11 protein-coding genes are annotated in these 12,513 nt (G+C 70.5%); 9 read left to right on the plus strand and 2 right to left on the minus strand.

Going from position 1 to position 12,513, the window contains the following annotated elements; all coding sequences use genetic code 11:
• The first annotated feature begins 116 nt into the window (after positions 1-116).
• The 5 genes from AB1285_RS00215 (at position 117) to AB1285_RS00235 (ending at position 5,635) form a co-directional block, all read left to right on the plus strand.
• Positions 117-848 carry a response regulator transcription factor gene (locus AB1285_RS00215; protein WP_429977408.1) on the plus strand — a complete coding sequence of 244 codons (732 nt, stop codon included), beginning with the start codon at positions 117-119 and terminating at the stop codon, positions 846-848.
• A complete protein-coding gene (locus AB1285_RS00220) occupies positions 848-2,005 on the plus strand; it encodes a sensor histidine kinase (RefSeq protein ID WP_370428994.1) in 1,158 nt (385 codons plus the stop codon). The genes AB1285_RS00215 and AB1285_RS00220 overlap by 1 nt, the downstream gene beginning before the upstream one ends.
• A gap of 45 nt (positions 2,006-2,050) precedes the next feature.
• Positions 2,051-4,036, plus strand: a complete 1,986-nt coding sequence (locus AB1285_RS00225; protein WP_370428995.1) for a M13 family metallopeptidase — start codon at positions 2,051-2,053, stop codon at positions 4,034-4,036.
• A 112-nt stretch (positions 4,037-4,148) separates the two neighbouring features.
• On the plus strand, positions 4,149-5,114 hold the full coding sequence (locus AB1285_RS00230; protein WP_187662577.1) for a serine hydrolase: 966 nt from the start codon (positions 4,149-4,151) through the stop codon (positions 5,112-5,114).
• 122 nt (positions 5,115-5,236) lie between these two features.
• Positions 5,237-5,635, plus strand: coding sequence for a hypothetical protein (locus AB1285_RS00235; protein ID WP_187662576.1), 399 nt, complete (start codon positions 5,237-5,239; stop codon positions 5,633-5,635).
• An 87-nt stretch (positions 5,636-5,722) separates the two neighbouring features.
• Here the strand turns inward: AB1285_RS00235 and AB1285_RS00240 are convergent, their stop codons facing one another.
• Entirely contained in the window at positions 5,723-7,165 is a 1,443-nt protein-coding gene (locus tag AB1285_RS00240) for an MFS transporter (protein ID WP_366237026.1), read from the minus strand.
• Between the two features lie 56 nt (positions 7,166-7,221).
• On the opposite strand from AB1285_RS00240, the gene AB1285_RS00245 reads away from it, so the two are divergent.
• Positions 7,222-7,842: a hypothetical protein gene (locus AB1285_RS00245; protein WP_363446322.1), complete on the plus strand. Its 621-nt coding sequence runs from the start codon at positions 7,222-7,224 to the stop codon at positions 7,840-7,842.
• 48 nt (positions 7,843-7,890) lie between these two features.
• Positions 7,891-8,580: a GNAT family N-acetyltransferase gene (locus tag AB1285_RS00250; protein ID WP_259953894.1), complete on the plus strand. Its 690-nt coding sequence runs from the start codon at positions 7,891-7,893 to the stop codon at positions 8,578-8,580.
• A gap of 15 nt (positions 8,581-8,595) precedes the next feature.
• Here AB1285_RS00250 and AB1285_RS00255 read toward each other — a convergent pair whose 3' ends face one another.
• Positions 8,596-10,065, minus strand: a complete 1,470-nt coding sequence (locus tag AB1285_RS00255; RefSeq protein WP_370428996.1) for a peptide MFS transporter — start codon at positions 10,063-10,065, stop codon at positions 8,596-8,598.
• 116 nt (positions 10,066-10,181) lie between these two features.
• On the opposite strand from AB1285_RS00255, the gene AB1285_RS00260 reads away from it, so the two are divergent.
• Both AB1285_RS00260 and AB1285_RS00265 read left to right on the plus strand, forming a co-directional pair.
• Positions 10,182-11,567: a glycine--tRNA ligase gene (locus AB1285_RS00260; RefSeq protein ID WP_312674775.1), complete on the plus strand. Its 1,386-nt coding sequence runs from the start codon at positions 10,182-10,184 to the stop codon at positions 11,565-11,567.
• 1 nt (position 11,568) lies between these two features.
• Positions 11,569-12,312, plus strand: coding sequence for a hypothetical protein (locus tag AB1285_RS00265; protein ID WP_370428997.1), 744 nt, complete (start codon positions 11,569-11,571; stop codon positions 12,310-12,312).
• The last annotated feature ends 201 nt before the right edge of the window (positions 12,313-12,513 follow it).

Here is a 12,513-nt window from a genome sequence, read left to right on the forward strand (position 1 = left end):
CGGTGCGGGAAGAGCCCGCCCGGCGAGTGCCGGACGGGCGTGCTGCACAGCACGCTAGGAAGCACCGGAGCAGGACGGGGAAGACATTTCGGAACTGTAAGGATCCGCCGACCGCCGTGGCTGCGGCGGCTACCCTCGACCGCATGGAAGGCGTCGTCACAGTCGCGGTCGTGGAGGACGACCCCACGGTGCGCGAGGCCGTGGGGGAGTATCTGCGCACGCACGGCTATGCGGTCTCGAGCTTCGGCGACGGCGTCTCGGCACGAACGGCGCTGCGGGAGACCGTGCCCGATGTCGTGATCGTCGACCGCATGCTGCCGGGCATCAGCGGCGATGAGCTCTGTCGTGAGCTGCGCGCCGCGTCCGATGTCCCGATCATGATGCTCACCGCCCTCGGGGAGGTGGAGGACCGTATCGACGGCTTCGCGTTCGGTGTCGACGACTACCTGGCCAAGCCGTTCTCGATGCGGGAGCTGTCCCTGCGGATCGCGGCCCTCGTCCGCCGCTCGCACGCCGCGCACGCCGCGCAGGCCGCGTCCGGGGAGCTCAGGGCCGGCGCCTTCGCGATCGATCTGCTCCGGCGGCGCGCGTGGGTGCGCGGAGACGAGATCGCCCTGACGAGCAGGGAGTACGAACTGCTGGTCTTCCTCGTGCGCAACGACGACCGTGCGCTGGGACGCGACGAGATCCTCCGCGAGGTCTGGGGATGGACCGTCGGCGATCTGTCGACGGTGACGGTCCACGTCAGGCGCCTGCGGGAGAAGGTCGAGGAGGATCCGCAGGACCCGCGCCATCTGCTCACCGAATGGGGCGTCGGCTACCGTTTCGTGGCGAGAGGGGACGGCTGATGACGATGCCCTCCGGTGCGGTCGTCCTGCAGATCGTCGTCACGAGCCTGCTGGTGGCGATCGTCGTCGCCCTCACCGCCGTACTTCTCCTGCGAGCCCTTCGGCGTCGCGGACTCCGCGCACAGCTGATGGTCGTGGCGAGTGCGGGCACGGTCGCGATGGCGGGGGCCGTGGTGGCGATCGCACTCGAGATGTACCTCTCCGCCCACGACCTGACGATCCTCCTCACCGTGATCGCGGTCTCGCTCGTGCTCGGTCTGGGCATGGCGTGGTGCATGGCGCGGACGGTGCGCGCCTGGGTCGAGGGGTTCTCGGTATCGCTGGGCAGGATCGGTCGGACGGACGACGCGGTGGTGGACGCGGCGGCCACTCGGGAGCTCGCCGGCCTCTCGACACAGCTCGCGGTGGTCTCGGCCGAGGTGGATGCGGCGAGGGCCGAGCTGGTGCGGCTGGACTCCGCCCGTCGGCGCTTCTTCGCCTGGATCTCGCACGACCTGCGCACCCCGCTCACCGCGGTCCGTGTGCTCGCCGAGGCGGTGGAGGACGGCGCTGCGGTCGCTCCGGAGCGTTTCGCCGGTCAGGTGCGGGGACAGGTGGAGACGATGAGCCGGATGGTCGACGACCTCTTCGAGCTGTCCCGCCTCACGTCCGGCGCGGTGCAACTGCAGACCGAGCAGGTGGTCCTGTGGGATGTCGTCTCCGATGCGGTGGCCGACGTCGCGGCCGCCGCGGCGAAGCGCGACCTCCGCATCGTCGAGCGCGGGATCGCCGGTCCGGTGCTCTGGGCCGATCCGCATCAGCTCGGCAGGATCGTGGTGAACCTGCTCACGAACGCCGTCCGGCACGCCCCTCCGGGCACGGAGATCGTGCTGTCCGCGACGATGGTCGACCGGGACCGACTCGTCCTGGGGGTGCTGGATCAAGGGGCCGGTGTGGCGGTGGAGGACCTGGATCGGATGTTCGACGTCGGCTGGCGCGAGGACACGGCGCGAGCGACGGCCGGCGACGAGGACGGGGTCGCGTCGGGTGCCGGGCTCGGGCTGTCCATCGCCAGAGGCCTCGCGCGTGCGCACGGCGGTGACGTCTTCGCCGAGCGTACCGCCGCCGGGTTCCGCATGAACGTCTCGCTCCCCGTGGGGGCCCCTGGGCATCCGTGACGCCGTCTGGACACCGTGGGGGACCCCGGCCATAGGCTGGAGCGCATGACCGATGTGCTTCCCGCGGGCCTCGCGCTCGATGACCTCAGCCCCGACATCCGCCCGCAGGACGATCTCTATCGTCACGTGAACGGCGCCTGGATCGCTCGCACCGAGATCCCCGGAGACAAGGCGCGCTGGGGCTCCTTCCACCTGCTGGCCGAGCAGGCCGAGGCAGATGTGCGCGCGATCGTCGAGGAGTCGCAGGAGGCGGAGGAGGGGACTCTCGCCCGCAAGATCGGCGACCTCTTCGCGAGCTTCATGGACACCGATCGCATCGCCGCCGCCGGTGTGACCCCGCTGGCCGAGACGTTCGCCGAGATCGACGCGATCGACGGCATCCCGGCCTTCCTGCGCACCGTGGGGACCTACGACCGGGAGGGCCGGGCGGCGGTGATCGGCCTCTACGTCGACGGCGACCCCGGGAACCCGGAGCGCTACCTCCCGGTGCTCGTGCAGGCCGGACTCTCGCTGCCGGACGAGAGCTACTTCCGTCTCGACACCTTCGCAGAGACCCGCGCGGCGTACCGGGAGCACCTCGAGCGCCTGCTCGCTCTCGCCGGTGTCGCCGATGCCGCCGCGCAGGCCGAGCGCTCCATCGCCCTGGAGACCGAGCTCGCCGGGCACCACTGGGACAACGTGCGCAGCCGTGACGCGGTGGCGACCTACAACCTCAAGACGTGGGACGAGCTCCAGGCCCTCGCCGGCGTCGACCTCACCCCGTGGCGCGAGGCCGTGACGCCGACGAACCCGCGGGCGTTCGACGAGGTCGTCGTCGCGCAGCCGAGCTTCTTCGAAGGGCTGGGCGGCCTGCTCACTCCCGAGCGTCTGGACGACTGGAAGGCCTGGCTGCGTGCGAAGGTCGTGCACGCGGCGGCGCCCTACCTCACCGACGACCTCGTGCAGGAGAACTTCTCGTTCTACGGCACCCAGCTCACCGGCGTCCCCACGATCCGCGAGCGCTGGAAGCGGGGCGTGTCGGTCACCGAGGGGGCGCTCGGCGAGGCGATCGGCAAGGTCTACGTCGAGCGGCACTACCCGCCGACGGCGAAGGCAGCCATGGACGAGCTCGTCGCGAACCTCGTCGAGGCGTACCGGCAGAGCATCGAGACGCTGGAGTGGATGACCGCCGAGACCCGGCAGCGTGCGCTCGCGAAGCTGGACGCCTTCACGCCGAAGATCGGGCACCCGGAGGTGTGGCGGGACTACTCGGCCCTCGTGATCGACCCGGCCGACCTCCTCGGCAACGTGCGCCGCGCGGCGATCTTCGAGCACGACCGCAACATCGACAAGGTCGGGAAGCCGATCGACCGCACCGAGTGGCACATGCCGCCGCAGATGGTGAACGCCTACTACAACCCCTCGATGAACGAGATCGTGTTCCCCGCGGCCATCCTCCAGTACCCCTTCTTCGACGCGGGGCGCGACGCGGCGGCGAACTACGGCGGGATCGGCGCGGTCATCGGGCATGAGATCGGCCATGGCTTCGACGACCAGGGCAGCCGGTACGACGGCGAGGGGCGCCTGCAGGACTGGTGGACCGATGCCGACCGCGCCGCCTTCGAGGAGCGCACGAAAGAGCTCATCGCCCAGTACGACGCCCTCGTGCCGGAGGGGCTGGACGCCGAGCATCACGTGAACGGCGCCCTCACCATCGGCGAGAACATCGGCGATCTGGGCGGGCTCGGCATCGCGCTGAAGGCGTATGAGCTGTCCCTGCGCGCCGATCCCGCGGTCCCTGAGCCCGTCGAAGGCCCGGTCATCGACGGCTACACCGGTGTGCAGCGGCTGCTCCTGTCGTGGGCACAGGTCTGGCAGCAGAAGAGCCGGGACGCCGAGACGCTGCGTCTGCTGACCATCGACCCGCACTCGCCCAACGAGTTCCGGTGCAACCAGATCGTCCGCAACATCGACGCGTTCTACGAGGCCTTCGGGGTCACCGAGAAGGACGCCCTGTGGCTTCCGGAGTCTTCCCGGGTGACCATCTGGTGACGAACCTCCGCACTCTGTGAGACGCGCCCCGGCGGTGGGGTTACGATAGCCCTGCCGCCGGGGCGCCCCTTCCCGGAAGCGCAGTATCCCTCCCCCTCCTGAAGGACCACGCGTGGGTGCGACCGACCCTGGTGACGCGTTCCGGAACGCCTCGGCTCCCGGAGCGTCCGGGAGCGCGCCCGAGTCGGCCAGCGGTCGCCGTTCGCAGCGGCCGGGAGCCCGCCGGCTGCCCCGCCGCGTGGCCGTCGGTCGGCGGTCGTTCACCTCGACGCTGAAAGCTCTCGAAGGCCTGGCGAACGCCGGGGCACAGGTGTCGGTGCACGTGGTCGACCTCGACTCCCATGTGCACGTGCTGGCGGGGGACGACCACGTCACGATGCCCGTCGCGGGGCTCGGTGTGGTCCCCCTGCTCATCGAGGTGGCGGCGGCGTTCGAGTCCGGCGCTCTCGACCCTCTCGAGATCGTCGAGCGCTCGAGCGTCGAAGCCGTGGAGAGCTCCGGCCTGTGGCGGCATCTGCGGGCACCGGCGCTGCCGCTGGAGGATCTCGCCGTGCTGGCCGCCACCGCCGGAGATCCGATCGCCGTGAACATCCTGCTGCAGAAGGTGGGGCATGACCGGGTGCGGGAGCGCATCGAGGAACTGGGTCTGCGGCGCACCGCCCTGCTCGACCGGTTCCGCGACCGCCGCGGTCCGGACGACGCCCCGCAGGTCGCCGTGGGGTCGGCGCGCGAGCTCGCGGGTTTGTTCTCCGCGCTCGTCAACTCCCAGGTGGTGGATGCCGCGGTCAGCGCCCAGGTGTCGGAGTGGCTCAGCCTCAACCAGGACCTCAGTCTCGTGGCCGCCTCGACGGGGCTCGACCCCTTCGCGCACGAGCACGATGCCCACGGCCTGCTGTTCGTGAACAAGACCGGCCGCGATCGGGGGGTGCGCGCCGAGGCCGGTGTGCTCGCGGGGCCGCGGGCCGGTGTCGCCTACTCGATGATCGTGTGCTTCGATGACCTCTCGATCAGCCACCGCCTCCGTGCGCACGACGCCTTCCGCGTGCTCGGGGTCGAGCTCATGGAGTACACGCACTGACTTCGCACGCCTGTCCCCGCGCGTCAACGCAGGCATCCGCGCAGAATCAGGCTTCTGGAACAGCAATGAGCCTGGTCTCGCGCGAGCGCCTGATCGAGGGCAGGGGCGGCTAGCATCGGGGGATGCCTCACGCCTGGACTCCGCACCGCCGCGACGACGGGGAGCTGCTCGGCTGGATCCATCCGGAGGGCGCGGACTGGGTCGCCGTCGACGTGCTCGGACGCAGGGTCTCCACCCCCGGCGAGTGGCTGGACGCGGAGGCCGCGCTGGAGGAGCACGGCATCGCGTGGCTCGCCGATCCGTGGATGCTCGAGGGCGAGGGGGACCGCCCGCTCCGGGTGCGCATCCTCGAAGTGACACCAGACGAAGAAGGGGTTCCGGGGCGCATCGTCGTGAAGGTCGACGACTTCGGAGACATGACCCGACCCGCGACCGCACGGTTCACCCTGCCGTGGCCGCTGCCCGCCCGCCTCCGGCCACCGCGTGCCGACGACCCGGATCCGCGAACGATCTCCCGCTGAGACCCGGCGCCGCGTCGCAGATCCGCCGCACGTCGCACGTTCTGCGGCAATCCCTGCGACCCCGACGCGAATCTGCGACGGGCCGAGTCAGCCGGGGAGCGAGGGGTGCTGCTCCGTGGCACGGCGCCGCGGAATGAACAGCGAGAGGATCACGGCCACGATGCCGGCGGCGATCGCGAGCCAGAAGCACACCTCGAACGCCGTCCGCGTCGGCACGGCCACGCCTCCGACGTCGACGCTCATCGCCGCGAGCACCCCGCCCATCACGGCCGAGGCCGTCGAGGTGCCCACGGAGCGGAACAGCGCGTTGAGCCCGTTCGACGCCCCGGTCTCGTTCGCGGGCACGGAGCGCATGATGATCATGGGCATCGCGGCGAAGGTGAACCCGATGCCGACGCCGATGAAGATGTTGGCGACGAAGATGTGCCACACCTCGGTCGACCACAGCAGCACGAAGACGTAGGCGAGCACGATCGCGATGGCGCCGACGGTGAAGAGCGGACGCGGCCCCACGGTGCGCTCCAGCCATCCGGACAGCGGCGAGATCACCATCATGACCAGACCCGCCGGCATGATGACGAGCGAGGCGGCCACCATGTCGAGCCCGAACCCGGCGCCGCCCACCGCCGGCATCTCCAGCATCTGCGGGAAGGTGACGTTGGAGGCGAACAGGGCGAAGCCCATGCCGATCGCGGCGATGTTCGTGAAGAGGACGGCGGGCCGAGCGGCGACCCGCAGGTCGAGCAGCGGATCCTTCGCGCGGAGCTGATACCAGCCCCACAGCAGCAGGACCGCGACGCCGCCGATCACGCAGACGAGGGTGAGCGGTGCCGTCCAGCCCCACTCGGCGCCGCGCGACACGAACAGCAGCAGGCCCGTGAGGCCGATCGCGAGTCCGATGGCCCCGAGCACGTCGAGGCGGCCGGGGGAGCGGAGCACGTCCTCCGGCACCACGGCGAGCACGAGGAGCAGCCCGAGGACTCCGAGGGCGGCGGCGAGCCAGAACAGCATGTGCCAGTCGGCGTTCTCGGCGAGCAGTGCGGCGACGGGCATGCCGATCGCCCCGCCGACGCCCATGGTCGCGCTCATCAGGGCCACCGCGGTGCCGAGGCGCTCAGGCGGCAGCACGTCGCGCATGATGGCGATGCCGAGGGGGACGACGCCGGTCACGGCCCCCTGGAGGGCGCGGCCGATGATCACGCCGACGATCGATCCGGAGAGCGCGGCGATGACCGAGCCCACGATGAGGATCGCGAGGAGCACGATGACGACGCGGCGCTTGCCGTACATGTCGCCGAGACGGCCGGAGATGGGGGTCGCGACGGCGGCCACGAGCAGGGTGATCGTGACCACCCAGGTGGTGTCCTCGCGGGAGGAGTTCAGCAGCTGCGGCAGCTCGGCCTGCAGCGGCACGACGAGGGTGAACATGAACGACGAGCACAGGCCCGCGAACGCGAGCACGGCGATGACCGCCCACCGCGGAGGGGTACGGGAGAGGCGTTTCCTGGCTCTGTCGTCGTTCGCACCCACCGGCTCAGGCTATAGGCGTTCCCGGAGTGGAGGGGCCGATGTGGTTGCATGGCCGGATGACCGACGACTCCGCGCCCGTGCAGCGCCCCGCCGACTCCGCGTACCACCGCCGGCTCCCGATCGGGGAGGTGCTCGACGCCTCGGCGCTCGCGGAAGGCCTGCCCTGGGCGTTCGAGAGCATCACGATGCGACCGCTGGAGCCGATGCTCGTGCCGGAGGAACCCCGAGCCGGCGAGCAGGACCCGGCCGAGTGCGGCCACTGCGGTCCGAGCGTGCACACCATCTGGCACGACGACCTCTGGCAGGTGCGTGCCGGGTGGGATGTCGGCGGCCTGCCGTTCATCGGCGGGGTCGCGCCGCGTGAGCACTGGCTCCTCGAGAACGCCCCGCAGGAGGTGCTCGCCGCTCTCGGACCGCTGATGCAGCGCGTGTCGGAGGCGGTCAAGAGCATCCCCGGCGTCGCCCGCTGTCACTTCGGCCGCTGGAATGACGGCTCCGCGCACATGCACATGTGGGCGCTGGGCCGTCCGGCCGGCATGATGCAGGGACGCGGCGCGGTGCTCGCGTTCTGGGACGGGATCCTGCCGCCGCTGCCGGCGGAGATGGCCGAGGACCACCTCCGCATCGTCGCGGAGGCGCTCGCCGCGGGCGGGGGACAGGCCTTTCCGCACCGGTGACCCGGGGTCGGTTTCCGCGAACGGGCGGAGGAGGGGCAGACTGGGATCGTGCGAACCATCCGCGATCTCGACACCGTTGAACTCATCCTCGACGCCCAGAGCCTGCTCGACTCCATCCGGGGTCCGCAGCGCGTGGTGGACGCCGGGACCCTGCGCGCCCTGCAGCAGTCGGGCAACTACGTCGTCGGCTTCTTCGACGGCGAGGGCGACGAGGAGCGCATGGTCGGCGCCTCGATCGCCTTCTTCGGCGAACCGGCCCGCCGTGCCATGCACTCGCACATCACGGCCCTGCTGCCCGAGTACCGAGGGCGCGGATGGGGGCGGGAGCTCAAGGAGCACCAGCGGCAGTGGGCCTTCTCCCGCGAGGTCGGCCGCATCACGTGGACCTTCGACCCGCTGGTCGCCCGCAACGCGCACTTCTTCCTCACCGTCCTCGGCGCCCGCGCCACGGGCTACTCGGTGAACCGCTACGGCATCTTCGGCGGCGGCGATGCGGGCGACGAGAGCGACCGCCTCGACGTCGAGTGGGCCCTCGCGGACATCGCCAAGCCCCCGGCGGACGATGCGGTCGTCGAGACGCTGGAGATCCCGGACGACATCGAGGGCATGCGGGAGTCCGACCCCGCGGCCGCGCACGAGTGGCGGCTGCGCCTGCGCGCGCAGATGGAGGGCCTGCTCGGCAGCGGTCTCACGATCGGCGGCTTCGAGGCCGGTCGGGGCTACCTCTTCACCGCGTGATCGGCGGCGCGGCCGTCACCGCACGCCGCGCATGAGCCGCAGCACCGGCTTCACGCTCAGCAGCAGTCCGATGCCGACGAGGATCGCGATGCCGCCGAGGATCGAGAAGTACGGCACCTCGTTCCCCGGATCGTAGAACTTCACGAGCTCGCCCGAGATGGCGGTGCCGAGGGCGATGGACAGGAAGAACAGCGCGACCATCTGCGTGCGGAAGACGGCCGGGGCGAGCTTCGTCGTCACCGACAGCCCGACCGGCGAGAGCAGCAGCTCGGCGACGGTGAACACGAACAGGATGCCGACGATCGCGAGCAGCGGCGTCGAGTTCGCACCGCCGCCGGAGAACGGCAGGAACAGCAGGAACGCGGAGCCCATGATGATGGCGGCCAGTCCGAACTTGACCGGGGTCGACGGCTGACGCTTCCCCAGCTTCGTCCAGATCGCCGCGAAGACCCCGGACAGGATGATGATGAACACCGGGTTGATGGACTGCACCCACGACACCGGCATCTCCCACCCGAACAGGTCGCGGTCGAGCCGCTTGTCGGAGTAGATCGTCAGCACCGTGAACTGCTGCTGGTACAGCGACCAGAACGCGACGCTCGTGAGGAACAGCGGCAGGAACCCCCAGACCCGCGAGCGCTCGGTGGCGTCGATGCGGCGACTGCCGAGGATCACCGCGAAGTAGGCGACCGCGGCGACCACGGTGACCCCGATCACGATCGTGGCGAGGTTGTCGGCCTGGATGACTCCGGTCAGCACGAGCACCGCGATCACGACGACCGCACCGACCGCGATGCCGGCGACCAGCGGGTAGCGCGTGCGGGGGAGCGGGTTCGGCACCTCGCGCGAGGAGGCGGGCAGGCCGCGGCGGCCGAACGAGTACTGCACGAGACCCAGCGTCATGCCGAGGGCGGCGAGGCCGAACCCCCAGTGGAAGCCGAGGGTCGACTGGAGCAGCCCGGTGAGGATCGGTCCGAGGAAGGCGCCGAGGTTGATGCCGAGGTAGAACAGCGAGAACCCGGCGTCGCGTCGTTCGTCGTCCGGACGGTACAGCGTCCCGACGACCGACGTGGCGTTCGCCTTCAGGCCTCCCGAGCCCAGGGCCACGAGCACGAGTCCGACCCCGACGCCGACGAACCCCGGCAGGAGCGCGAGGGCGAGGTGGCCCGAGACGATGACGATGGCGCTGACGAACAGCACCCGCTCGGAGCCGAACAGCCGATCGGCGAGCCAGGCCCCGAGGATGGTGGACAGGTACACGGAGCCGCCGTACGCGCCGACGATCCCGCCCGCCACCGCCTCCGGAAGCCCGAGGCCGCCGTCGGTCACCGAGAAGTACAGGTAGATGAGCAGGATGCCCTGCATGCCGTAGAAGCTGAACCGCTCCCACATCTCCACGCCGAAGATGTGCACGAGCGACCACGGCTGCCCGAAGAAGCGGGTGTCCTCGTCGCGGGAGGCGGGCGGGTGCGCGGTGGTGCTCATGCGTGGGACGGTACTCCTCCCGCGGGTCCCGCGGCCAGGGGTTGCGCTCCGGCCCCGGATAGACTGGGGGTGCCCGTGCTCACGGGCATTCTCCGCATCCGACCATTGGAGCCACCGTGGCCGAACAGTCCCGTCTTGACAAGGTCATCGCCCTCGCCCGCCACCGCGGGTTCGTGTTCCAGGCGGGTGAGATCTACGGCGGTTCCCGGTCGGCCTGGGACTACGGCCCCCTCGGCACGGAGCTGAAGGAGAACATCCGGCGGCAGTGGTGGCAGACCTTCGTGCGCGGTCGCGGCGACATGGTCGGCCTCGACTCCAGCATCATCCTGCCGAAGCGCGTGTGGGAGGCCTCCGGCCACGTCGCGACCTTCACCGACCCGCTCGTCGAGTGCCTGCAGTGCCACAAGCGCTTCCGTGCCGACAACCTCATCGAGGACTTCGAGGCGCGCAAGGGGCGGAAGGCCGAGAACGGTCTCGCCGACATCCCCTGCCCGAACTGCGGCACCAAGGGGCAGTACACCGAGCCGAAGGCCTTCTCCGGTCTGGTGAAGACGTACCTCGGTGTGGTCGACGACGAGTCCGGCCTCTACTACCTGCGTCCGGAGACCGCGCAGGGCATCTTCGTGAACTTCGCGAACGTGCTCACCGCGAGCCGCAAGAAGCCGCCGTTCGGCATCGGCCAGGTCGGCAAGGCGTTCCGCAACGAGATCACCCCCGGCAACTTCATCTTCCGCACCCGCGAGTTCGAGCAGATGGAGATCGAGTTCTTCACGCCGCCCGCCGAGGCGCCGCAGTGGTTCGACCACTGGGTGGAGGCGTGCTGGAACTGGTTCATCGACCTCGGGATCGACCCCGAGAACATGCGCCAGTTCGACGTGCCGGAAGACGACCGCGCGCACTACTCGGCCGGCACCATCGATGTCGAGTACCGCTTCGGCTTCGCGGGCAAGGAGTGGGGCGAGCTCATGGGCGTCGCCAACCGCACCGACTACGACCTCTCCAGCCACAGCGAGGCCTCCGGCCAGAGCCTGACGTACTTCGATCAGGCCACGGGCGAGCGCTACACGCCGTATGTGATCGAGCCGTCCTTCGGCCTCACCCGCGCGATGATGGCCTTCCTCGTCGACGCGTACGTCGAGGAGCAGGTGCCCAACGCCAAGGGCGGGACCGACACCCGCACCGTCCTCAAGCTCGACCCGCGCCTGGCTCCGGTCAAGGCGGCGGTGCTCCCGCTGTCGCGCAACGAGAAGCTGTCGCCGCTCGCCCGCGAGGTCGCCGACACGCTCCGCGGCTCGTGGGCCGTGGACTTCGACGACGCCGGTGCGATCGGTCGCCGCTACCGCCGCCAGGACGAGATCGGCACGCCGTTCTGCGTCACGGTCGACTTCGACTCGCTCGACGACCGCGCGGTGACCGTGCGCGACCGGGACACCATGGCGCAGGAGCGCGTCCCGATCGACGAGCTGCACGCCTACCTGGCGGAGCGCCTCCGCGGCGCGTGACGTGACGGCACCGGGGGGAGCCGGCGCACGGGGGGAGTCCTCGCCCGTGCGTCCGGTCGCGGCCATCGTGCTCGGCGCGCTCGCCGTGTCGTGGATGATCCTCACGGTGCTCGACCTGCGCGAGAACGACGGCGCGGGGCCCACCATCGCGATGTTCGGCATCCCGGCGCTCGCGGCGGCGGTCATCATCCAGATCGTGATGGCGCGGCTGGGGGAGCGCACGCGGGTGCCGAAGGCCGTGTTCTGGTGGGTGCTCGCGGTGCTGCCGCTCGGGACCCTGGCGGGCTTCGTCGTGGCGATCCTCCGCGACCCGGACTACTTCATCGCGGACGAGGGCCCCTGGATGCTCCTCTGGGTGCCGGTCTTCATCGTCGTGGGGCTGCTGCTCGGCGCCCTCGTCTGGTTCTTCTTCGTGTTCCCCCTCGTGTCGCTCGTGACCGTGATCCGCTTGATCGCGCGCGGGGAGGCGAAGGCCGGCGCCCTCATCATGCCGATCGTGCTGCTGAGTCTCGGCGTGCTGAGCATCGTGGGCGGACTCTCGATCGACACGGACAGCAGCGGCCGCGCGTCGTGGGGATCGATCATCGCCGCGTTCCTCGGTCTCCCCGGGAACTACGAGGTGATCTGGGAGCCCGGCCTCTGGATCGTCCGCGGCATCGTCCTCGCGATCATCCTCCTCTTCGCCGTCCCCGCCGCCCACGCCCGCCTCTCCTCCCGCCTCTCCTCCCGCCTCCGCTCCCGCTGAGCCCCCGGGTTCCCGCCGAGACCCCGGGCCGCGTGTGGGGGTAGGTCGGGGTCTCGCCGAGAAAGCGGGGTCTGGCGGGCGCGGAGTGACCCTGCTATGGTCGCTCCTCGTGGGTACTCTGATTCGCTAGATCGGGACGCCGCGTCGAGAGCTCTTCTCCGCGGTGGGTCCTGAGCGACCCGCACCCGAGCAGGGTGCGGT

It is taken from the genome of Microbacterium sp. NRRL B-14842, from assembly GCF_050470785.1.

Bases quoted from the DNA above. Each gene is read 5' to 3' on its own strand.
- AB1285_RS00220 (WP_370428994.1), top strand. From the start codon at position 848: ATGACGATGCCCTCCGGTGCGGTCGTCCTGCAGATCGTCGTCACGAGC.
- AB1285_RS00225 (WP_370428995.1), top strand. From the start codon at position 2,051: ATGACCGATGTGCTTCCCGCGGGCCTCGCGCTCGATGACCTCAGCCCC.
- AB1285_RS00235 (WP_187662576.1), top strand. From the start codon at position 5,237: ATGCCTCACGCCTGGACTCCGCACCGCCGCGACGACGGGGAGCTGCTC.
- AB1285_RS00245 (WP_363446322.1), top strand. From the start codon at position 7,222: ATGACCGACGACTCCGCGCCCGTGCAGCGCCCCGCCGACTCCGCGTAC.
- AB1285_RS00255 (WP_370428996.1), bottom strand. From the start codon at position 10,065: ATGAGCACCACCGCGCACCCGCCCGCCTCCCGCGACGAGGACACCCGC.